Source organism: Saccharopolyspora antimicrobica, assembly GCF_003635025.1.
GTDB lineage: Bacteria > Actinomycetota > Actinomycetes > Mycobacteriales > Pseudonocardiaceae > Saccharopolyspora > Saccharopolyspora antimicrobica.
Map to the genome: position 1 here is coordinate 3572540 of NZ_RBXX01000002.1, position 22259 is coordinate 3594798.

The window sequence follows — 22259 nt, forward strand, 5'->3', positions numbered from 1 at the left end:
GATGTCGATGGTCGTCCCGAATGCGAGTTGTGGCGGGTTGTCGGAAATTCGCAGACTAGCACTCGTGAAACGTGATTATCTGGGGTTCTTCCCGCCGGCTCTGCGTCCGGAACCGTTGCCCCGCACCGAGTCGAGCTGGTGGCGTTGGCGGGATCTGGAGATCCACGTCCAGCGCGTGGGTGAGCCGACGGCCGCGCGCCACGCGATCTTGCTGCACGGCGCAGGAGGGCACGCGGGCGCGATGTGGCCGTTCGCCGCGCTGCTCGCCGTTCGCGGCTTCCAGGTGGCAGTCCCGGACCTGCCGGGCTACGGACGCACCCGGGTGCCGAAGCGGCGTCGCATCCGCTACCCGGACTGGCAGGAGATGGCTGCTGACTTCCTGCGCTCCGAGGCGACTTCGAGCGCACCGCTGCTGATGGGAGCGAGCGTGGGCGGCATGCTCGCGTACGACGCCGCGACCAGGACGGGTTCGGCCGAGACGGTGCTGGCGACGTGCTTGCTCGATCCGCGCTCGGCGGCGGCTCGGGAACGCATTGCGCGCACGCCTGCGCTCGGCCGCCTCGCCGGGCCGTTGCTGAACCTCGCCCGGCCCGCGGATTCGCTGTCGGTACCGCTCCGCTGGTTCGCGAACATGCGGGGGATGAGCAGCTGCCGCGAACTCGTGGATCTCGTGATCGCGGATGAGATGGGCGGCGGCAACAGCATGCCGCTGGGCTTTCTCCGCAGCTACCTGCGATCGGCGCCTGCGGTGGAGCCGGAGCAGGCGCACGCCATCAAGGTGGTGCTCGCCCACCCCGCCGCTGACACCTGGACCCCGGTGGAGCTGAGCCGATCGTTCTTCGACCGTCTCGCCGGACCGAAGGAGCTGGTCATGCTGCCGGAGGCCGGGCACTACCCGATCGAAGCAGCGGGCGTCGAGCGGCTCGTGGACGTGGCGATGTCCTGCTGAACCTCGGCGCAGGAGCAACGGATCGCGAAGCTCCTGCGCCGAGTGGTGCCGTTCAGAAGCGGTAGCGCAGCATCCGGCCCATGCGGCGGACGGCGGTGATCTGCCCGGACGCGCGGATGGCGGCTCGCATCGGCATGGGATAGCGGTCGACCTCCGGCGCGTCGGTGAACGCCCACTCGTTCACCAGCCGCAGGCCGGGAACGCTGTCCTCCAGCGCCCTCGGGTCGTCGATCCCCCAGTGCAGCCGGGCTCCGGCGTGCACCACGGCGGGGTTGAACCGGTTGGACAGCCGGACGCCGAAGGTGCTGAAGGCGTCGAAGATCAGCTCACCGCTCGGGAAGTGCCGGGTGATCCGGCGCAGCAGGTCGAGGCCGTCCTGCTCGGTCAGGTACATCACGAGGCCTTCGGCGACGACCAGCACCGGCTGGTCGCCGCGGATCCCGTCGAGCAGCTCGGGCGAGGTCACCGAGGAACCGATGGAGCGGCGGTGCGGGGACGCCGGGAAGAACCGGTCGCGGAGCTCGATCACGTCCGGCTGGTCGACGTCGTACCACTCGACGTCTTCCGACGGGGCGATCCGCTCGTACCGGCTGTCCAGGCCGCAGCCGAGGTGCAGCACGGTCGTGCCGGGCCGCAGCGCCTCCTCGGTCCACCGGTCGATGATGCGCGCGCGCATCGCCACCGAGGCGGTGTTGCGGGAGCTCATCTTGAACTTCGAGAAGTCGAAGTCGATGCGCTGCACCGCCTCGTCCGCCCACCGGTCGCCGAGCATCGGCTGCTCGGACCGGTTGTCCAGCGCCCGCAGGTAGACGGTGGCGAGCATGGTCGCCTGGGCTCCGGTGAGCTCGACCTGCTCGCGGGGCTGGTGCTCGAAGCTGAAGCGCAGCAGCCGCATGGAGTCGCGCAGCGGTGGGACGGCGGTCATCGCCTTCGCGATGATCCGCTCCGAGGCGGGCATCCTCGACGCGTCCGGCAGGCCCACCACCGGTCGCTCGCACCGCAGCCGGAGACCGGGCACCCGCAGTTCGAGCGCGTGCACGTCGCCGACGGCCCAGTGGAACTCGGCGCCGGTGCTCTGCAGGAAGCGCGAAGCGCTGGAAGCCTTCACGGTCCAGGGCAGCACGGCGTCGAACATCATCTCGCCGACCTCGAAGCGCTCGACGAGCCGCCGCAGCATGGCGACCCCGTCCGCCTCGGTCAGGTACATGGTGAGGCCCTCGGCGATGACCAGTGTCGGCCGACCGGTGGGGATCTCGTCGAGCCACTCCGGGTCGGTCGCCGAGCTCGCGATGGTGCGGTAGTTCACCGGGGTCTCGGTGTACAGCCGGTTCCGCAGCTCGATCACGTCGGGCAGGTCGACGTCGTACCAGAGCGCGCTGTCGGGCAACGCGAGCCGGAAGGCCCGGCTGTCCAGGCCGCAGGCCAGGTGCAGCACCACGGCGTCGGGGTGTTCGGCGAGGTAGTCGGTGGCCCAGGCGTCGAGCTCCTTGGCGCGCAGGATGATCGCCATCCGGTTGCCGGAGCCGAGGTTGAGGCTGGAGAAGTCGAAGTCGATGCGGTCCAGCAGCCGATCCGCGGCCTCGTCGCCGAGCACCGGATCGGGTCTGCGGTTGTCGAGCGCCCGCGCGTGGAGCGGACCGAGGAGGGTTCGTTGCGCACCGGTCAACCGGATCTGTTCGGACACGAACCCGAAGCTACACTTGTTTCACAAACTTGTGAAATCAAAGTAGCGTATAAATTGTCCTCGTGATCGAGGGGGCAGGCGAGGATCGGAGCGACACCTCCTGTGTCAACCCCAGCGCTGCTCAACCGCACCTCAGGGGACCGTGATGCAACTCAGCCGCAAGAAACCGCACAACGTGAGATCGATCCCGAACGCAACCACCACTGAAAATCGCGGAGAGGCGGGACAGAGAGGCGGGACAGAGCATGGCCGAGCAGCGTGATCCGGACGCCGTCCGGCAGTTCGTCGAGCGGTTCGCGCTGGACCTGGCCGGTGCGGGCGTGCCGCGCATGGCGGCGCGGGTGTTCGCGAGCCTGCTGGTCGCCGACGACGGGCGCCGCACGGCAGCGGAGCTGGCGGAGGTCCTGGAGGTGAGCCCGGCCGCGGTCTCGGGCGCGGTCCGGTACCTGACGCAGGTGAACCTGGTGGCACGGGAACCCGTCCCGGGACAGCGGCGCGATCAGTACCGCGTGCTCGACGACCTCTGGTACGCCAGCATCACGAACCGGGAGGCGCGGCTGGCCGACTGGGACCGGACGCTGGCCGAAGGCCAAGCGGCGCTGGGGGAGAGCTCGGCGGCAGCGCAACGGCTGGGCGAGACCCGCGAGTTCTTCGAGTTCCTCCGCGAGGAGGTCCCGGCGCTCATGCAGAAGTGGCACCGGCAACGCCGGTCGTCGTGACCGGCGGCCGGTGCCACCTGGTCACGCCGGGGAGATGCCCCGGGCCTGCATCCAGGGCAGCGGGTTGATCTTCTTGCCGCTGGCGTTCCACACCTCGAAGTGCAGGTGCGGTCCGGTGGAGAAGCCGCGGTTGCCCATGGTGGCGATCTGGTCGCCTGCCTTGACCTTCTCGCCCTCGTTGATCGTGATGGTGTTGACGTGGCCGTAGACGGTGATCGTCCCGTCCTCGTGCTGCACCCGGACCCAGAGGCCGAAGCCGCTCGCCGGGCCCGCTTCGATCACGGTTCCGTCCGCGACGGAATAGATCGGGGTGCCCTTGGAGTTGGCGATGTCGATGCCGTAGTGCGTGGTGCCCCAGCGCCCGCCGAATCCGGAGGTGAAGAGGCCACTGGTGGGGAGGACGAACTTGGGTGCCCGGGCCGCTTCCTCGGCGGCGCGGCGGGCCGCCTCGCGCTCCTGGGTGAACCGTTCGCTCTTGTTGAGCTTCTCGACCTCGGCGCTGACGTCGGTGGCCTGGGCGATCGGGATCATCGCCGGCGCGGGGGCGCTGCCGCCGACTCCGTCGTAGGTGGCCTGCTCGGCCATCGCCGTGTTGAAGGAGGCCGAGGCGTCCGCAGGGTTGAAGTCGTCGCGCTGGTCCGGGGCTGCGTGCCCCTCACCTGCGGCGAGCGATTGCCCGGCGGCCGCGAAAGCACCGGCGGCAACCGCGGCCACGACCACGCGGCCGCGCCAGACGGATGCAGTTGAGGGACCCCGGTTCTTGCCCGGACTACTGGAGGGGTCGTCGGGGGACGCCTCCGGGTGTTCCGGACGTTCTTCGCCGCCGGGGGAGCGGTGCTGAGCCAATGCCTGCCCTTCCGTCTCGGGGAGTCGGATCACGCATCCCGGGTCGGGGTTCCGGGCGCCGGTCGGGGAACCGGTCGGAGGTTGTCCTTCGTGATCAGACCGTGACAACGGACCGGGGGACAGTAACCAAGCTGATCCCCTAGGGGCAAATCCCCGTGCGTGACGTGTTGGGCACGGTGCGTGTTCGAAAGTGCCTCTCCGGGCGCGGGTGTCAGACCTGTGCGGATACTGGGAGTGGTCGTCGCGCAGTGGAGCTGCCTGCGGGTTCGTGATCGGCGAGTGGCGGTCCGATCGGCCCACGGCTTGACCCCGGGTGCCTCGATTCAGTGACCCCGCAGTGGTCATCAGTGACATAAGTCACAGCTCAAGAGCGGCTTGATGGGGATCGTCAATGCTCCGTTCGGGCGGTCGGCATCGGGGATGTCCCTGAGAGCCCGCCCCGGTGAGGGCACCTGCGGTCCGGGAGGCGCTCGGATTCCGCCGAGTCGGTGCGCTCGCGCCGCCCCCGGGTTGCTAGCGTCAGCGTGGTGACTGCGCGGCCCGACCTCCCGTCCGGCGGTTCTTCGGCTCCGGCCACGAATCCGCAGCCAGTGCCCACGCAACTGCGCGCCGCGATGGCGGTGTCCGTGGTCGGGGCGGTGCTCATCGGCCTCGGGCCGCTGATCGGCCTCGTCGCCCCCAGCGCATCAGCCGCCTTCTTGTCCTGGCCGCTGCTGCTGGTCCTCGCACTGCTCCCAGCCGGGCTCGCCGCCGCGTTTATCCGCCGCGGACGACTGATCACCGCGGCGGCAGTGCTGGTCGGGCCCGCTGCGCTGGCGCCCGGACGGCTCGCGCTCGACGCGCAAGTCGTCGCCGATCCCGCGCTGGCCGCGCGTCCGGAGCTGCTCAAGCTGGCGAGTCTCGACGTCTTCTCCCCGTCGATCGGCGCGTGGTTGCTGCTCGTCGGACACGCGGCGGCGATCGTGGCCGGGTTCCTGGCCGTGCGCAGCGTCGGGCCCGGCGGCGAGGACTCCGACGGACACCGCCAACGCCTGCTCACGCTCGTCTTCTGCGTCAGCGTGCCCGCCGTGGTCGGCGTGATGATGGCTCCGTTCTCCTCCGAGGACCCGTACCTGCTGCCCAGGCATGCCCTCGACGCCCCGGCGGTGGTGCTGATCGGCAGCGTGCTGATCGCCGTCGGGGTGCCCGCAGCCGCCGGTTACCTGGCCGGATCCGTCGACCAGGACTTCACGCGCGGCGGGCTGCTCGGCCTGGCCGCGGCCCTGACCGGTGTCGTCGTCCCGCCGCTGATCGCCGCGGTGGTGCTCGCGGAGGTCAGCTTCTCCTGGGGCCCGCTGCTGGGACTGATCGCGGCGTTCGCGCTGGTGGCGCTGGCGATGCCGGCCGGGCGCGCCCGCTCCGGCGAGGTGGGCGAGGACCTGCGCCTGCCGGCGCTGAACAGGTTGATCAACACCTCGGCGGTGCTGGCCTTGGTCGCCGGTGCGCTGACCGTGCTGGCCGCGCTCGCGCCGCAGGTGGAGATGCCGTTCGGCCTGCGCGATCCCTCCCCGTACCCGGCGCGGATGCTCTGGCCTGCCGGGGTCGTGCTGCTCCTGGTCGGTGCCGGCCTGCTGGTGCCGCGCCTCGCGCTCCGGGTGCGCCCGCTGCTGCCGGTGGTCTGGGTCCTGATTCCGCTCGCGGCGACGAGCGTGCTGGACGCGGTGTTCACCGCGGTGCAGGCCGCCGGTGCCGACGCCGAGATCGGTGCTTGGTCGGCGGGGGTGGCGGTGCTGTTCGCCGCTGCCGCCGCGATCGTCGCCGCGGTGGCCGGTGCGGTGGAGCGCGACGAGGTGGACCTCACCGAGATCGCGATGCGCCGCCCGGTGCTGATCCCGGCGCTGGTCTCGCTGGTCCTGGGAGCCGCCGCCTTCAGCCTCCCGGTGGTGACCGCGCCCGACTACGCGGCACCCGGCGTGTTCGCCGAGTTCGGCACGACGTCGTGGGGCTTGCTGATCGCGCTCGCCGCTGTGGTGGCCGCCGCCGTCCTGGCGCCGATGTGCCGCCCGCCGCGAGCCGCCGCGCTGCTCTGCGGGGCCGCCGTGGTCGTCGCCGTCCGAGTGCTGGAGTACCCGCTGACCGCGGAGCGCCTGCCGGGCTCGGAGCCCGGCACCGGGCTGTGGTTCGGCATCGCCGGGGTGCTGGCGCTGCTCGTGTCAGCCGCGGCGGCCATCCGGACCAAGGCGTCCTGAGCGAACGGCCGCACCGGTCCGCGTCCGCGGGTGGCCGGATCACCCGAATCGACGCCTTGTCCCGGCCGGGACGCCTGGCCGACAATCGGACCGACACCGTCACGGTGCGCTGTTCCGTTCGTCACCACGAACGCCCACGTTCGACCTGCCGAGCAGGCGAATCACCGCGCCGGACGGCCCGACCAGGCGTGATGGCCCACCTCGGGTGAGGCAGTTCACCGGACGCGCCGCCCCATGCTTCGTCGCAGGTCGATATCGTCACCGAGTCCGACACCGACGTCGCAGGAGAGTCGAGTGGACCTGTACGAGTACCAGGCGAAGGAACTCTTCGCCTCCCACGGCGTGCCGACGCTGCCCGGCACCGTGGTGACAGAACCCCAAGGGGCCAAGGCAGCCGCTGCAGAACTGGGCGGGCCCGTCGTAATCAAGGCTCAGGTGAAGACCGGGGGTCGCGGTAAGGCCGGTGGCGTGAAGCTGGCCGAGACCCCGGAGGAGGCCGAGACCAAGGCCGAGGCGATCCTCGGACTGGACATCAAGGGCCACGTCACCCGCAAGGTGCTGGTCACCACCGCCTCCGACATCGCCGACGAGTACTACTTCTCGTTCCTCCTCGACCGCGCCAACCGCAACTTCCTCGCGATGGCCTCCGTCGAGGGCGGCATGGAGATCGAAGAGGTCGCGGTCTCCAAGCCGGAGGCGCTGGCCAAGGTCGCGATCGACCCGATCCAGGGCGTGGACAAGGCGAAGGCGGAGCAGATCGTCGCCGCCGCCAAGTTCCCGGCCGAGGTCGCCGACCAGGTCGCTGACGTCATCGTTCAGCTCTGGGACACCTTCGTCGCCGAGGACGCCACCCTCGTCGAGGTCAACCCGCTGGTCAAGGACCCGCAGGGCAAGATCATCGCGCTGGACGGCAAGGTCACGCTGGACGAGAACGCCGCGTTCCGCCAGGCCAAGCAGGCCGAGCTGGTCGACAAGGAAGCCGAGAACCCGCTCGAGGCCAAGGCCAAGGAGAAGGGTCTCAACTACGTCAAGCTGGACGGCGAGGTCGGCATCATCGGCAACGGTGCCGGGCTGGTCATGTCCACGCTGGACGTCGTCGCCTACGCCGGGGAGAAGCACAACGGCGTCAAGCCGGCGAACTTCCTGGACATCGGCGGCGGTGCCTCCGCCGAGGTGATGGCGGCCGGTCTGGACGTCATCCTCGGCGACCCCGAGGTCAAGTCGGTGTTCGTCAACGTCTTCGGCGGCATCACCGCCTGCGACGCGGTCGCCAACGGCATCGTGCAGGCGCTGAAGATCCTGGGCGACGAGGCCACCAAGCCGCTGGTCGTCCGCCTCGACGGCAACAACGTCGAAGAGGGTCGCCGCATCCTCGCCGAGGCCAACCACCCGGTCGTCACCGTGGTGGACACCATGGACGGCGCGGCCGACAAGGCCGCCGAGCTGGCTGCGGGGGCATGAGGCGTGGCTATCTTCCTCAACGAGAACAGCAAGGTCATCGTTCAGGGCATCACCGGCTCTGAAGGCACCAAGCACACCGCTCGGATGCTGCGCTCCGGCACCAACATCGTCGGCGGCGTCAACGCCCGCAAGGCCGGGCAGACCGTCGAGATCGAGGGCAAGCAGCTCACGGTCTTCGGCTCCGTCAAGGAGGCCATGAAGGAGACCGGCGCCGACGTGTCGGTCGTCTTCGTGCCGCCGAAGTTCGCCAAGGACGCGGTGCTGGAGGCCATCGACGCCGAGATCGGCCTGGCCGTGGTCATCACCGAGGGCATCCCGGTGCACGACTCCGCCTACTTCTGGGCGCACGCCAACGCCACCGGCAACAAGACCCGGATCATCGGGCCGAACTGCCCCGGCATCATCTCGCCCGGCAAGTCCAACGCGGGCATCATCCCGGCCGACATCACCGGCCCGGGCAAGATCGGTCTGGTGTCCAAGTCGGGCACCCTGACCTACCAGATGATGCACGAGCTGCGCGACATCGGTTTCTCCAGCTGCGTCGGCATCGGTGGTGACCCGATCATCGGCACCACCCACATCGACGCGCTCCAGGCGTTCCAGGACGACCCGGAGACCGAGGCCATCGTCATGATCGGTGAGATCGGTGGCGACGCCGAGGAGCGGGCGGCCGACTACATCAAGGCCAACATCACCAAGCCGGTGGTGGGCTACGTGGCCGGTTTCACCGCCCCGGAGGGCAAGACCATGGGCCACGCCGGCGCCATCGTCTCCGGTTCGTCGGGCACCGCCGCGGCGAAGAAGGAGGCCCTGGAGGCCGCAGGCGTCAAGGTCGGCAAGACGCCGAGCGAGACCGCCAAGCTGATGCGCGAGATCATCAAGGGCTGAGCCCCGATCTCGATCGGTCATCTCGGGGCCGGACACCTGCGGGTGTCCGGCCCCGACGACTGTCCCGACCCGGGCGAGTGCGGCTCTTGCCGGTACACCGGGGTCGGTTGATCGGATAACGTCGGTTCGACCGCCCTCGTCCCCCGAATGTCCATTGAGGAGTGTCTCCAGGCATGTCCGCCCCATATCCCCCGTCGCGGAAGTCCAGCTCGGCCGGGCCCGCACTCGGTTTGAAGGAGATCCTGGCACTGGTGGCGGCCGGGGCCGGTCTGGTCGGTTACCTGATCGGCTTCTTCAGCGAGATCGCCGGTGTGCTCCTCGGCAGCCTCGCTGGCTTCTCCTTCATCGCGGCCGCTGCGCTGGCCGGCCTGCGGTTCGTCCCGAAGACGCCGAACGCGATGTTCGCCGCTGCGCCGCTGTCCGCTTACGCGACCCTCGCGCTGCTCCAGGACCTCGTCGGCGGCAGCTCCGGCGGCATCGTCGTGGTGCTCCTGCTGCTGGCCATCGCGCAGCTCGGCGGTGTGCTCGGCATCCTGCTGATCGACGGCGGCCTCATCAACGCCCCGGAGAGCCTCGGCTCCGGCAAGGCCTCGTCCGGCCCGGGCGGGCAGCCCGGCCCGTTCCAGCCCGGCCCGCAGGGCGGCCCCGGCAAGCCCGGCGGACCGGGCGGGTGGAGCCCCGCCGCGCCGCCCGCACAGCCCGGGCAGTTCGCGCCGGCCAGCGGTGGCTGGAACCCGGCCACCGGTGGCCAGCCGCAGCAGCCGGGCGGGTGGAACCCGTCCTCGGGCGGTTCCCCGTCCTCGAACCAGTCCGGCCCCGTCGGCCAGCCCGGCCCGAGTGGCCAGCCCGGCCCGAGTGGCCAGCCCGGCCCGGGTGGCCCGGGTGGGCAGAGCGGGCCTGCTGGTCAGGGAGGCTTTGCCGGGCAGGGTGGCCCCGCGGGGCAGGGGCCTGCCGGGCAGGGCGGTTCCTCGAACCAGGGGTCGACCGGGCAGGACGGCTCGTCCGGTCAAGGCGGCCAGTCCGGGCAGAGCGGCCCGCAGGGCACCCAGCAGATGCCGCACCCCGGGCTCAACCCGCCGGGATTCTGATCGCTGAAGCACCGTTGACGCACGGGCGGCCCCGAAACCGCCCGTGCGTTTCTCTTTCACCGGGCATCCGGCGCAGCGACCTGAAATGGTCCAAAGTAGACGTTCAGGGTCGCCCGATGGGTGGAGTCGGCGGCGTGGTGTGACCCGTTCGGCGGAATTCTGGTGCGACATTCGACGGCATGTCCGTGCTGGAGTCGATCCCCCACGCCATCGCCGACGGCCACCGCGAGCGCAGGCTCGGCATCCGCTGGTGGCTGCTCGTCGGCGCGACCTGCGCGGTCCTGATCTGCGGCTACCTGGTGTCTGCCGGGCTGATCGCGCTGATCACGGCCACGGCCACCAGCGCCGAGTTCAACCTGGTGGTGGTGCTGCTGGCCGCCCTCCCCGGGTGGCTCGCCCTGCACCAGTCCGCGCTGACGATCACGGGCGCGCCGCTGAGCGTGCTCCCGCTGCTCCCGACCGCGATCGTGATGGTGCTGATCGCGGCAGCCTCGGCCTGGGTCGCCAGGCGCTCCAGGCTGCGGCGGCCCGACCAGGCCTGGCCGCTCATCGCGACCATGGGACTGGTCCACGCCTTCGCCGGCGCGTGCATCGCCCTCGTGCTGGCAGGGCCGTTCAGCGCCGTCCCGGTCGATGCCTTCCTGAGCTGCGGCCTGACCGCCACCGCGGCCTCGGGGGCAGGTGTGGCCAACCGCTGCGGGCTGATCTACCTGGTCTGGGAACGGGTCGAGGCCGAGGTGTGGTCAGGTCTGCGCATCGGCCTCCTCGCGCTGGCCGCCGCGTTCACCGCTGGTGGCGTGGTGCTGCTGATCGGGATCTGCGCGTCCGCGCCGGACATGGTCGCCTCGATGTCGCGATTCGACGGTGCCGGCGACGCCTTCGGAACCTCCCTCCTGTCCCTCCTCTACCTGCCGAACGGTGTGCTGGCGGGCTGGGCCTTCGCCGCCGGCACCGGTCTGTCGCTGGGCGGGCTGACGGTTCAGCCCCTGCACGGCACGCCCGGCCCCGGGCCGCTGCCCGACCTGCCGCTGCTCGCGGTCCTGCCGTCGCAGCCGGGGATCGGCTTGTCGGCCGTGGCCTTGGCCCTGCCGCTCGCGGTCGGCGTGCTCGTCGGCCTCGCGTGCCGTCGAGTCCCGGGCGGTGCGCCCCGTCGACTGCTGGCGGTCGGCGTGGCGGCCTGCATCGCGGCGCTGGGCGTGCTGGTGCTCGCCTACGTGGCCGGCGGTGAGCTGGGCGGTGGGCAGTTCAGCCTGGTGACGCTGCGGCCGCTCGCACTGGCTGCGGCGACGATGTGCTGGGTCGCCCTGCCCGCAGCCGCCGTCACCTGGTTCGCGGGCCCGGTCGTCTTCGACGAAGCGACGACCACGTCGGCGGACGAGGTCGAGAGCGCCGATGACACCGTCCCCGCGCCGGACACCGAGGAGTCGGAAGCCGACTCCGCCGCGCCGGACGCGGACGCCACCGAGCCCCAGGCCGAAGTGGACGACGCCGATCAGTCCACTTCGGATGCGGAGGACGATCCCGATGCGCTCGCACCGGAGAGCCCCGGCCCGGAGATCCCGCACGCGCGTGAGCCCATCGCCCCGGGCTCGACCAGGCACGCGCGGTCGGAGATCGATCCCAGCGAGTTCGACGGCGCCGTCGACGAGCCCTGGCCCGCGGAAGCCGGGGACGGCTACGAGAGCAGGAACGACTAGCACCGGCACCCCGCAGTGGCGGATCCGGACGGTTCGGGCAGATGGCGCTGCCCCGGTGAGTGCTGCGCCACTCGCCCGGGCCCTGGCCGCGTCCGCCCCGCCATCAGCGCTTACGCTCTGGGAGAGATCGTGCCCAGGCATGTCAGGAGCGAACGCTGAACCCGAGTACGACCGACCAGTCGAACACCGCCGCGTCGCCCACCCGGTTCACCACCGCCGATCCGGCGCGCGTGGTCGTGCTGGTGTCCGGCTCCGGAACTCTGCTGCAGGCCCTGCTCGACGCGACCGGCTCGCCCGACTACCCGGTGCAGGTGGTCGCGGTCGGCGCGGATCGCGACGGCATCGAAGGACTCGCCCGCGCCGAGCGCGCCGGGGTGCCGACCTTCGTCCGCCGGGTCAAGGACCACCCGAGCCGGGACGACTGGGATCGCGCGCTGACCGAGGCCTGCGCCGAGCACGAGCCGGACCTGGTGGTCTCCGCCGGGTTCATGAAGCTCGTCGGCGCGGACTTCCTGTCGCACTTCGACGGCCGGTACCTCAACAGCCACCCGGCTCTGCTGCCCTCGTTCCCCGGCATGCACGGGGTGCGCGACGCGCTGGAGTACGGGGTGCGGGTCACCGGTTGCACGCTGTTCGTGGTCGACGCCGGCGTGGACACCGGACCGATCCTCGCGCAGGAGGCGGTCGAGGTGCGCCCCGACGACGACGAGGCGAGCTTGCACGAGCGGATCAAGGCCGTCGAGCGGCGGTTGCTGGTCGACACCCTGGAACAGCTGGCGTTGCACGGTTGGACCGTGCAGGGACGGAAGGTGAGTATCCCGTGACCGCGAACTCGCAGGAGCGGCGTGCTGTTCGCCGCGCGCTGATCGGCGTGTCGGACAAGTCGGGGCTGCTGGAGCTGGCCACCGGGCTGCACGCGGCCGGGGTGGAGATCGTGTCCACCGGCGGCACCGCCCGCACCATCGCGGACGCGGGCGTTCCGGTGACCCCGGTCGAGGAGCTCACCGGCTTCCCGGAGGCCCTCGACGGCCGGGTCAAGACCCTGCACCCGCGGGTGCACGCGGGCCTGCTCGCCGACCTGCGCCGCCCGGAGCACGCCGACCAGCTCCGCGAGCTGGACATCGCCCCGTTCGACCTGCTGGTGGTCAACCTCTACCCGTTCGTGCAGACGGTGGCCTCGGGCGCCGCGTCGGACGAGGTGATCGAGCAGATCGACATCGGCGGCCCGGCGATGGTGCGCGCCTCCGCGAAGAACCACGCGAACGTCGCGGTCGTCGTCGACCCCAGCCGCTACGAGTGGCTGCTGGAGCAGGTCCGGGAAGGCGGCTTCACGCTGGCCGACCGGATCGAGCTGGCGGCCGCCGCGTTCCGGCACACCGCCTCCTACGACGTCGCGGTGGCGTCCTGGATGAGCAAGGTGCCGACCGGCGACGACTCGGTGTTCCCCGGCTGGATCGGGGAGACCTGGGAGCGCCGCTCCGCGCTGCGCTACGGCGAGAACCCGCACCAGCCCGCCGCGCTGTACGTCTCCGGCGGTGAGGCCACCGGCCTGGCGGCCGCGGCCCAGCTGCACGGCAAGGAGATGTCCTACAACAACTACGTCGACGCCGACGCGGCTTGGCGGGCGGCGCACGACCACAGCCGGCCGTGCGTGGCCATCATCAAGCACGCCAACCCGTGCGGCATCGCGGTCGCCGACGACATCGCCGCCGCGCACCGCAAGGCGCACGAGTGCGACCCGGTCAGCGCCTACGGCGGCGTGATCGCGACGAACCGCGAGGTCTCGGTGGCGATGGCCGAGCAGGTCTCGGAGATCTTCACCGAGGTCATCGTGGCGCCGGGCTACGCCGACGGCGCGGTGGACGTGCTGAGCAAGAAGAAGAACATCCGGATCCTGACCGCGCAGCCGCCCAAGAGCGGCCGCATCGAGATGCGGGCGATCTCCGGCGGCATGCTGGTGCAGGGCTCCGACGCGATCGACGCCGAGGGCGACGACCCGGCCAACTGGACGCTGGCGGCCGGCACCGCGGCGGACGCCGCCACGCTGGCGGACCTGGAGTTCGCCTGGCGCGCCTGCCGCGCGGTGAAGTCGAACGCGATCCTGCTGGCCGACGGCGGGGCCACCGTCGGCGTGGGCATGGGGCAGGTGAACCGGGTCGACTCGGCTCGGCTGGCGGTCTCCCGGGCGGGCGACCGGGCCAAGGGCGCGGTGGTCGCGTCCGACGCGTTCTTCCCGTTCGCCGACGGCCCGCAGGTGCTGCTCGACGCCGGCGTGCGCGCCATCGTGCAGCCGGGCGGTTCGGTCCGGGACGCCGACACCATCGCGGCGGCGGAGGCGGCCGGTGTGCCGCTCTACTTCACCGGGACGCGCCACTTCGCGCACTGACCCAGGAGCACTCCAAGCGGTGCGGGCGGCCACGGCCGTCCGCACCGCTTGCTTTTCCCGGTCGGTGCGGGCGAGGTGCCGGTGGGACTGGTCCGGTCGTGACGTGCGCATGGGAGGCCTCCTCGGTCGTCTGGGAATTCGTTCGCCGCGCGGCCGTCCCGGCGGGGAGCACGCGGAGCACCGGGCTGTCGGATCCGGTGTCGCAGCGGTCGGCGGGAGCCGGATCCGGGCGGCTGCTGGGGCGGCCCGGGAGCGCGGTCTCGGGTCAAGTAGTAGCGGCTTTTTCCGGTTGCCTCAGCCGAATTTCGGGCGATCGAACAAATGTTCACCCAATCCGGCTACAGCCCTTGACGCGGGCCGCGGGCCAGGGTTTACTTGTCTTTGTTCGAACTGAGGTTCGAGATAGATCGGTAGGTGTCGGGGCCCACCGATCTGTTGGATCCGGCGCTGCGTTCGGGTGCAGGCGCAGTGTCGGTTCCACCGCTGTCTTCCCCACAGCGGCTTGGTGGGTGCCCGCGCCGGGGTCGGGCATCCACGCGCACGATGTGGGGAGGCAGCGATGTCCGCGATGGCGTCTTCGACGGCGCCGGGCGTGTCCGCGGCTCACGGGGTGTTCGTGGGCGCGCCGGCGGTCGGAGCGGGTGGTGTTCCTGGTGCGGGCCGGGTGCTGCCCACGCGGGCAGAACTCGCCGCCGTGCTGCCATGGCCGGGATTGCGCCGTGGCAGCACGGTGGCGGTGCACGGATCTGTTTCGCTGCTCTTCGCGCTGATCGCCGAGGCGACCGCCAGCGGCTCCTGGGCCGCGGTGGTGGGGCTGGCCGGCATCAGCCTGGTCGCCGCGGCCGAAACCGGTGTGGAGCTCGCCAGGCTCGCGGTGGTCCCGCGGCCGGGCGGCGACCCGGTCGGTGTGGTCGCCGCGCTGCTCGACGGCGTGGACCTGGTCGTCGTCGGTGGTGCTCGGCGGATCGCGGATTCCGATGCCCGGCGGTTGTCAGCGCGGGCGCGCAACCGCGGTTCGGTGCTGCTGCCGTTCGGCCCGTGGGCGGGTGCGGAGGTGCAGCTCCGTTGTGCTGATGCCGACTGGCGCGGGATCGGCCAGGGCCACGGGTACCTGCGGGAACGCGCGGTCACGGTGCACGCGGGCGGGCGCGGTGCGGCGTCCCGGCCGCGTTCGTGTCGGCTCCTGCTCCCCGGGCGCGGCGGAGCTGTCGGAATTCCCGCGGGCGAGCCCGCGCGGCCCCGGCTGCGTTCCGTGGCGGGGGAGTAGCGATGCCGACTCGTCGACTCGTCGTGTGGTGCCCGGACTGGCCGGTGGTCGCCGCGGCCCGCGCGGCCGAACTCGGTCCCCTGGTGCCCACCGCGGTGTTCGCCGCCAACCGGGTGGTCGCCTGCTCGGCGACGGCCCGCGACAGCGGGGTCCGGCGCGGGATGCGCCGCCGCGAAGCGCAGGGCCGCTGCCCGGAGCTGGTGGTCCGCGAGCACGATCCGGACCGGGATGCGCGGATGTTCGAGCCGGTGGTGGCCGCGATCGAGGACATGATGCCGGGAGTGGAGATCGTCCGCCCGGGCCTGGTGGCGGTTCCGGCGCGGGGTCCGGCGCGCTACTTCGGTTCGGAGGCGGGCGCCGCCGAGCGGGTGATCGACAAGATCGGCGCGCACGTCGGGGTCGAGTGCCAGGTGGGCATCGCGGACGGGCTGTTCGCGGCGGTCCTGGCCGCTCGGCGCGGCCAGCTGGTCGCGCCCGGGTTGAGCCAGGAGTTCCTCGCGCCGCTGGCCGTCGAGGAGATCGACCAGCTCGCCGACCGGCTCAGCGGCAGGCAGGCCGCGGAGCAGGTGGAGCTGGTGGACCTGTTGCGGCGCTTGGGGATTCGCACGCTGGGCGACTTCGCCGCGCTGGCCCCGTCGGACGTCGCGACGAGGTTCGGCCGGTTCGCGCTGACGATGCACCGCGCGGCCGGCGGGCAGGAGGAGCGGCCGGTGCTCCGCCGGCAGCCCCCGCCGGACCTGGTGATCTCCGAGCAGCTCGATCCGCCGGTGGACCGGGTGGACCGGGCCGCCTTCGCGGCCAAGGTGCTAGCCGATCGGCTGCACGTCAGGCTCGGCGAGCTCGGTCTGGCGTGCACGCGCCTGGGGATTTCGGCGAGCACCGAGCACGGGGAGGAGCTGCACCGGGTGTGGCGGTGCGCCGAGCCGCTGACGCCGTCGTCCACTGCGGACCGGGTGCGCTGGCAGCTCGACGGCTGGCTGAACGGCCGCAGCGGGGCCCAGCGCCCGACGGCCGGGGTGAGCGTGCTGAGCCTGCACCCGGAGGAAGTCGTCGGAGCGGGCGGGCTGCAGCTCGACCTGCTCAGCGCCGCGACGGGTGAGGCGGATGCCCGCGCGGGTCGCGCGTTCGCCCGGGTGCAGGGCATGCTCGGGCCGGACGCGGTGCTGACCGGAGTGCTCGACGGCGGTCGGGACCTGCGCGATCAGGTGCGGTTCGTGCCGTGGGGCGATGAGCGCCGACCGGCGTCGGAGCCGGATCGCCCGTGGCCGGGCCGGATCCCGGCGCCGTCTCCCTCGGTGGTCCCGGATTCGCCGTGGCCCGCGGTGGTGCTCGATGCCGAGGGGCGGCCGGTGGGGATCACCGACCGGGACCGGCTGACCGCCGCGCCGCACCGGGTCGAGGTGTCGGGCGGCCGGTCCCGCGCGGTGTCGGGCTGGGCGGGGCCGTGGCCGGTGACCGAGCGCTGGTGGGCGGAGCTGCTGGCCGTCGCCGGGCAGACGGCTCCGGCGACGCAGGTGCCGCCGCGGTCGTCGGTGCGGATCCAGGTGGTGCTCGAAGCGGATTCCGGAGCGGGCGGACCGGATGCCGATCCCGACCCCGGCGAGGTGGCCCTGCTGCTGGTGCACGAGCGGGGCCGCTGGTGGGTGCAGGGCGCCTATCGATGAGCACGAACACTCGTTCGAGTGGTTTGCCCGTTTCTCGGTGGCGTCGTGATTTCGAACTGGAGTTCACTGTTGTCATGAGTTGGTTCAACCCTCCCCAGACCTGGTCGGAACTGGAGACCGCGCTGTCCGGCCGGCCCGGTTCCGCCACCGGGCGGGGGGACCGCGACGAGCGGTGCCCCGGCGACGGGAACGACGGTCCGATGTGGACTCGGCAGGACGCCGAGCGCCGGTCCGACGTCGTTCCCGCGATGCCGCCGGTCCCGTACGCGGAGCTGCACGCGCACTCCAACTTCAGCTTCCTGGACGGGGCGAGCCACCCGGAGGAGCTGGTGGCGGAGGCGGCGCGGCTGGGGCTGGAGGCGATCGCGCTCACCGATCACGACGGGTTGTACGGGGTGGTGCGCTTCGCCGAAGCCGCCGCCGAGCACGGGATGCGCACGGTGTTCGGCGCCGAGCTCAGCCTGGGGCTCACCGCGCCGCAGAACGGGGTGCCCGATCCGGAGGGCCGGCACCTGCTGGTGCTGGCGCGGGATCTCACCGGTTACGCGAGTCTGTGCCGGGAGATCAGCAAGGCGCAGTTGGCCGGGAAGGAGAAGGGACGTCCGGTCTACGAGCTGGCGGAGCTCGCCGCCGCGGCCGAAGGGCACTGGCAGGTGCTCACCGGTTGCCGGAAGGGTTCGGTGCCCGCTGCGCTCGCGGCGGACGGCTTCGACGCCGCTGCGGCGGAGCTGGACGGACTGGTCGCGCTGTTCGGCGCGGACCACGTCGCGGTGGAGCTGACCGACCACGGTATGCCCGCGGACTCCGCGCGCAACGATGCGCTGACCGAGCTGGCCGCCCGCGCCGGGGTGGCCACGGTGGCCAGCACCGGGGCGCACCTGGCCCGGCCGGAGCAGGCCCGGCTGGCCGGGGTGGTCGCCGCGATCCGGGCCCGCCGCAGCCTGGACGAGGCGGACGGCTGGCTGCCCGCTTGGGCGGGCAACTACCTGCGCTCCGGGGCCGAGATGGCGGAGCTGTTCGCGCGCTACCCGGGAGCCGTGCAGCGAGCCGCCGAGCTCGGCAAGGAGTGCGCCTTCGACCTGCAGCTGGTGGCCCCGCAGCTGCCGCCGTTCCGCGTGCCCAAGGGGCGCACCGAGGCGAGCTGGCTGCGTGAGCTGACCTACCAGGGCGCGCTGCAGCGGTACGGCCTGCCGCAGCAGAATCCCGCGGCCTACCAGCAGATCGAGCACGAGCTGGCGGTGATCGAGGAGCTGCGCTTCCCCGGTTACTTCCTGATCGTGCAGGACATCGTGGAGTTCTGCCGCAGCCAGGGGATCCTGTGCCAGGGCAGGGGATCGGCGGCGAACTCGGCGGTGTGCTTCGCGCTGCGGATCACCAACGCGGACCCGGTGCGCTACCAGCTGCTCTTCGAGCGGTTCCTGGCTCCGGAGCGGGACGGTCCACCGGACATCGACCTGGACATCGAGTCGGACCGCCGCGAAGAAGTGATCCAGTACGTCTACCGCACGTACGGCCGGATGCACGCCGCCCAGGTGGCGAACGTGATCAGCTACCGGCCGCGCTCCGCGGTGCGCGACGTCGCCCGCGCGCTCGGCTATTCGCCGGGTCAGCAGGACGCCTGGAGCAAGGAGATCGAGCACTGGGGCCCGCTGCCGGAGGATTCCGAGATCCCCGGGCCGGTGCGGCAGCTGGCCGGTGAGCTGATGGGTTTCCCGCGGCACCTGGGCATCCACTCCGGCGGGATGGTGATCTGCCACCAGCCGGTCAGCGAGGTGTGCCCGGTGGAGTGGGCGCGGATGCCCGGCCGCACCGTCCTGCAGTGGGACAAGGACGACTGCGCGGAGGCGGGCCTGGTCAAGTTCGACCTGCTCGGACTGGGCATGCTCTCGGCGCTGCGGTACGCCACCGAGATGGTGCGCGAGCACCACGGGCGCGAGGTGGACCTCGGCCGGTTGGACCTGGCCGACGACGCGGTCTACGAGATGCTGCGCCGGGCCGACGCGGTCGGGGTGTTCCAGGTGGAGAGCCGCGCGCAGCTGGCCACGCTGCCGAGGCTGAAGCCGCGGGAGTTCTATGACCTGGTGGTCGAGGTGGCGTTGATCCGGCCGGGGCCGATCCAGGGTGGTTCGGTGCACCCCTACATCCGCCGCCGCAACGGCGCGGAGGAGTGGGACTTCGAGCACCCGCTGATGGCCGGTGCGCTGGCGAAGACCTACGGGGTCCCGCTGTTCCAGGAGCAGCTGATGCAGCTGGCGGTGGACGTCGCGGGGTTCTCCCCGGCGGAGGCCGACCAGCTGCGGCGGGCGATGGGGGCCAAGCGGTCGGAGGAGCGGATGGCCCGGCTCAAGGACCGGCTCTTCGAGGGCATGGCGGCCAACGGCATCTCCGGGGCGCTGGCCGACCGGATCTACCAGCGGATGCTGGCCTTCGCCAACTACGGCTTCCCGGAGAGCCACGCGCTGAGCTTCGCGCTGCTGGTGTTCGCCAGCGCGTGGTTCAAGCGCTACTACCCGGCGGCTTTCTGCGCCGCCCTGCTCAAGGCGCAGCCGATGGGCTTCTACTCGCCGCAGTCGCTGGTCGCGGATGCCCGGCGGCACGGCGTGCGGGTGCGCGGGCCGGATGTCAACGCGAGTCGGGCGCAGGCCGATCTGGAACCCGATGCCGCCAGCGAGGGGCGGCAGGCGGTGCGGCTCGGGCTGGCTTCGGTGCGCGGGCTCGGTGATGGCGTGGCGGAGAAGCTGGTTGCCGAGCGGGCGGCGAACGGCCCGTACACCGGCATGGCCGAGGTGGCCCGGCGGGTGGAGCTGACCGCGGTGCAGATGGAGGCGTTGGCGACGGCCGGCGCGTTCGGCTGCTTCGGGCTGTCCCGCCGCGAGGCGTTGTGGAACGCGGCTGCGGCGGCCGGTGACCGATCCAACCGGCTGCCGGGGACCACTGCCGCGGCGCCTGCCCCTGCCCTGCCCGGCATGGACGGGATCGACGTGGCTGCGGCGGACGTCTGGGCCACCGGTGTTTCCCCGGACAGCTTCCCGCTGCAGTTCGTGCGGTCCAAGTTGGACTCGATCGGGGCGCTCCCGGCAGCGCGTCTGTCCGAAGTGGAGCACGGGTCGAGAGTGCTGGTCGGTGGTGCGGTGACGCACCGGCAGCGACCGGCCACCGCGGGCGGGATCACGTTCCTGAACCTGGAGGACGAGACCGGCATGGTCAACGTCATGTGCTCTCCGGGTTTGTGGGCGCGGTACCGCAAGATCGGGCGCTCCAGCGCGGCATTGCTGGTGCGCGGAATCGTGGAGCGAGCGGAAGGAGTGATCAATCTGAGAGCTGACCGGCTGCAGAAGTTGGAAGTCCGCATCCCCTCAACCTCTCGCGACTTCCACTGAGGTCTCCGGCCTCGGTTTGCGCTGGTGGTCATTCAGTGCGGCTGAGACCCCAGCAGGGCTGAGACCTCACTAGCGGCCACTCAACTCGGCGTCGACCGGCCCGACCGGCAGCGGACGAACACCACTCCCTCCCAGGGTGTTGCCTCCGGCCATCGCGCGGGCGCGGTCCAGGGACGCCGGGGCCCGAGCGCGGCGAACCCCACCGACGCCGCGTTCGGGCCCACCCGGGTTCAGCGCGGGCGCGTGCTGGCGTTGGTGAACCTGTTGCCCAGCTTCCGCAGGTGTTCAGCGAGTTCTGGAGGTGATTCGACTTCGAAGTCGACATCGAGCATGCCCATCGCGAGCGCGACGAGGTCGTAGGAGTCCGAGGCGAGTTCCAAGCGGCAGGTGCTCTCGTCCACCGGGGTCACGATGCCATCGATCCGGCCTTCGACGTCCTCGGCGGGCGCGTGCACGAGCAGTTGTGAGCGCAGCGGCCACATCTCGAAACCCACCGTTCTGCGCAGGTAGGCCACGACATCGCCGTCCGGCGGTTCCCGGTGTGCGAAGCGCGGTCCGTTGGGGGTGCGCAGCATCATCCGGTCCACCCGGAAGGTGCGCCAGTCTGCTCGGCCGACGTCCCAGCCGACGAGGTACCACTTCGGCCCCCAGCAGACGAGGCGGTGTGGCTCGACGTTGCGCCGCGTCTCGGCTCCGTGGTGGTCGAGGTAGTCGAAGCGCAGCGTCTCGGCGGCCCGGACGGCGGCCGAGATCGCGGTGAGAACCGTTGCCCGCACGCCTGATCCGGTGCCGGGGGACATCGTCACGACCGCGTTCTTCAGCGTGCTCACCCGGTGACGAAGCCTGGACGGCAGGACCTGTTCGAGCTTGTTCAGCGCGCGCACCGAGGCTTCCTCGGCTCCGGTGACGCGCCCGGCTGCCGCGGTGTGCAGGCCGACCGCGACCGCGACCGCTTCGTCGTCGTCGAGCAGCAGCGGCGGCAGCGAGGCGCCGGCGCCGAGCCGGTACCCGCCGTGCGGGCCGATGGTGGCGTCCACCGGGTAACCCAGCTCGCGCAGCTGATCGATGTCGCGGCGCACGGTCCGGGTGGTGACTTCGAGTCGTTCGGCGAGTTCGGCGCCGGACCAGTCACGGCCCATCTGCAGCAGCGACAGCAGCCGGAGGAAACGGGCGGGTGTGGCGAGCATGCGCCCACCTTGACAGAGGAGTAGGACTGAAGCTGTCCTACTCCGCCGCCAGCCTGCACGCATGAACGCACCAGCGCCGTTCCGGATCGATGTCGCCCAGGAAGCCCTCGATGATCTGCGGGAGCGACTGGCCCGCACTCGCTGCCGGCGAGCTCCCCGGTGTCGGCTGGTCGTACGGCGTGCACCAGGACTACCTGGCCGACCTGGTCGAGTACTGGCGCACGGATTACGACTGGCGCTCGCACGAGGCCCGCCTCAATTCGGCACTTCGCATCGCTGCAGGCCCCGGATCTGCTGGTGGACGACGTCCGGGCGTTCTTCAGAACCTTGCGCTAGCCGAGAAGCCGGAGCCGCGGGCCGAGCGGGAACTTCGTTCAGCCGCACCGATGTCGGCCGGCTGCTTCGCGGCGCCGATCGCGGCACACGCTTCCGGATCGGCGATGCCGGTCGGCTCGGTGGCGGCGATGATGTCGTCCAGCGCGTCGCGCGCGGCCAGCAGGTCGGCCACCGCTGCGTCGAGTCGTTCGCGCTCCCGGTTGAGGTCGGGCAGCATGCCGGAACAGGCCGGGGCCAAGGAGTTCCCGTCCTCGGTCATGCACGGCAGCAGCTCGGCGATGGTGGCGGTGCCGAGCCCCGCCGCGAGCAGCATGCGGATGCCTCGCACCGTGGCGACGTCCGCCTCCGAGTACTCGCGGTATCCGCTCGGCAGCCGCGAGGGCGCGAGCAGTCCCTGCTCCTCGTAGTAGCGCAGGAGGCGCTGGCTTACTCCGGTTCGCCGGGAGAACTCACCCATGCGCATGTGATGGCCACCACTC

16 protein-coding genes and 1 pseudogene are annotated in these 22259 nt (G+C 71.6%); 13 read left to right on the forward strand and 4 right to left on the reverse strand.

Annotated elements, in window-relative coordinates; translation table 11 throughout:
- Window position 1 precedes the first annotated feature (1 nt).
- Window positions 2-949, forward strand: coding sequence for an alpha/beta hydrolase (locus tag ATL45_RS17450; protein ID WP_246025397.1), 948 nt, complete (start codon window positions 2-4; stop codon window positions 947-949).
- Window positions 950-1001: 52 nt separating this feature from the next.
- On the opposite strand, the gene ATL45_RS39675 is transcribed toward ATL45_RS17450, so the two are convergent.
- Window positions 1002-2633, reverse strand: a complete 1632-nt coding sequence (locus tag ATL45_RS39675) for a class I SAM-dependent methyltransferase (RefSeq protein WP_246025398.1) — start codon at window positions 2631-2633, stop codon at window positions 1002-1004.
- Window positions 2634-2878: 245 nt separating this feature from the next.
- On the opposite strand from ATL45_RS39675, the gene ATL45_RS17460 reads away from it, so the two are divergent.
- Window positions 2879-3352 carry a GbsR/MarR family transcriptional regulator gene (locus ATL45_RS17460; protein ID WP_093155043.1) on the forward strand — a complete coding sequence of 158 codons (474 nt, stop codon included), beginning with the start codon at window positions 2879-2881 and terminating at the stop codon, window positions 3350-3352.
- Between the two features lie 21 nt (window positions 3353-3373).
- Here the strand turns inward: ATL45_RS17460 and ATL45_RS17465 are convergent, their stop codons facing one another.
- Complete coding sequence (locus ATL45_RS17465; protein WP_093155042.1) at window positions 3374-4072, reverse strand: M23 family metallopeptidase; 699 nt, start codon at window positions 4070-4072, stop codon at window positions 3374-3376.
- 653 nt (window positions 4073-4725) lie between these two features.
- On the opposite strand from ATL45_RS17465, the gene ATL45_RS17470 reads away from it, so the two are divergent.
- From ATL45_RS17470 to ATL45_RS17515, 10 genes are all read left to right on the forward strand, one after another.
- Entirely contained in the window at window positions 4726-6426 is a 1701-nt protein-coding gene (locus tag ATL45_RS17470; protein ID WP_143121687.1) for a hypothetical protein, read from the forward strand.
- 294 nt (window positions 6427-6720) lie between these two features.
- Entirely contained in the window at window positions 6721-7887 is a 1167-nt protein-coding gene (sucC, locus tag ATL45_RS17475; protein ID WP_093155038.1) for an ADP-forming succinate--CoA ligase subunit beta, read from the forward strand.
- Between the two features lie 3 nt (window positions 7888-7890).
- The gene (gene sucD / locus ATL45_RS17480; RefSeq protein ID WP_093155036.1) at window positions 7891-8775 is read left to right on the forward strand and encodes a succinate--CoA ligase subunit alpha; all 885 of its coding nucleotides are present in this window, start codon (window positions 7891-7893) and stop codon (window positions 8773-8775) included.
- A gap of 173 nt (window positions 8776-8948) precedes the next feature.
- Window positions 8949-9863, forward strand: coding sequence for a DUF5336 domain-containing protein (locus ATL45_RS40025; RefSeq protein ID WP_143121686.1), 915 nt, complete (start codon window positions 8949-8951; stop codon window positions 9861-9863).
- A gap of 179 nt (window positions 9864-10042) precedes the next feature.
- Window positions 10043-11560: a cell division protein PerM gene (locus ATL45_RS17490; RefSeq protein WP_093155033.1), complete on the forward strand. Its 1518-nt coding sequence runs from the start codon at window positions 10043-10045 to the stop codon at window positions 11558-11560.
- 230 nt (window positions 11561-11790) lie between these two features.
- Window positions 11791-12384 carry a phosphoribosylglycinamide formyltransferase gene (purN, locus tag ATL45_RS17495; RefSeq protein ID WP_246025399.1) on the forward strand — a complete coding sequence of 198 codons (594 nt, stop codon included), beginning with the start codon at window positions 11791-11793 and terminating at the stop codon, window positions 12382-12384.
- Window positions 12381-13946 carry a bifunctional phosphoribosylaminoimidazolecarboxamide formyltransferase/IMP cyclohydrolase gene (gene purH, locus ATL45_RS17500; RefSeq protein ID WP_093155032.1) on the forward strand — a complete coding sequence of 522 codons (1566 nt, stop codon included), beginning with the start codon at window positions 12381-12383 and terminating at the stop codon, window positions 13944-13946. Before purN ends, purH begins: the two co-directional genes overlap by 4 nt.
- Before the next feature lie 559 nt (window positions 13947-14505).
- Window positions 14506-15213: a DnaE2-dependent mutagenesis accessory factor ImuA' gene (gene imuA', locus ATL45_RS17505; protein ID WP_093155030.1), complete on the forward strand. Its 708-nt coding sequence runs from the start codon at window positions 14506-14508 to the stop codon at window positions 15211-15213.
- A 2-nt stretch (window positions 15214-15215) separates the two neighbouring features.
- Window positions 15216-16877: a DNA polymerase Y family protein gene (locus ATL45_RS17510; RefSeq protein WP_093155028.1), complete on the forward strand. Its 1662-nt coding sequence runs from the start codon at window positions 15216-15218 to the stop codon at window positions 16875-16877.
- A gap of 74 nt (window positions 16878-16951) precedes the next feature.
- Entirely contained in the window at window positions 16952-20257 is a 3306-nt protein-coding gene (locus ATL45_RS17515) for an error-prone DNA polymerase (RefSeq protein ID WP_093155027.1), read from the forward strand.
- 230 nt (window positions 20258-20487) lie between these two features.
- Here the strand turns inward: ATL45_RS17515 and ATL45_RS17520 are convergent, their stop codons facing one another.
- Window positions 20488-21444 carry a helix-turn-helix transcriptional regulator gene (locus ATL45_RS17520; RefSeq protein WP_093155025.1) on the reverse strand — a complete coding sequence of 319 codons (957 nt, stop codon included), beginning with the start codon at window positions 21442-21444 and terminating at the stop codon, window positions 20488-20490.
- Window positions 21445-21505: 61 nt separating this feature from the next.
- Here ATL45_RS17520 and ATL45_RS17525 point away from each other — a divergent pair.
- Window positions 21506-21707: pseudogene (locus ATL45_RS17525) on the forward strand (epoxide hydrolase N-terminal domain-containing protein); the annotation flags it as partial.
- Between the two features lie 56 nt (window positions 21708-21763).
- On the opposite strand, the gene ATL45_RS17530 reads toward ATL45_RS17525, so the two are convergent.
- Entirely contained in the window at window positions 21764-22243 is a 480-nt protein-coding gene (locus ATL45_RS17530) for a MerR family transcriptional regulator (RefSeq protein ID WP_093155024.1), read from the reverse strand.
- Window positions 22244-22259 lie beyond the last annotated feature (16 nt).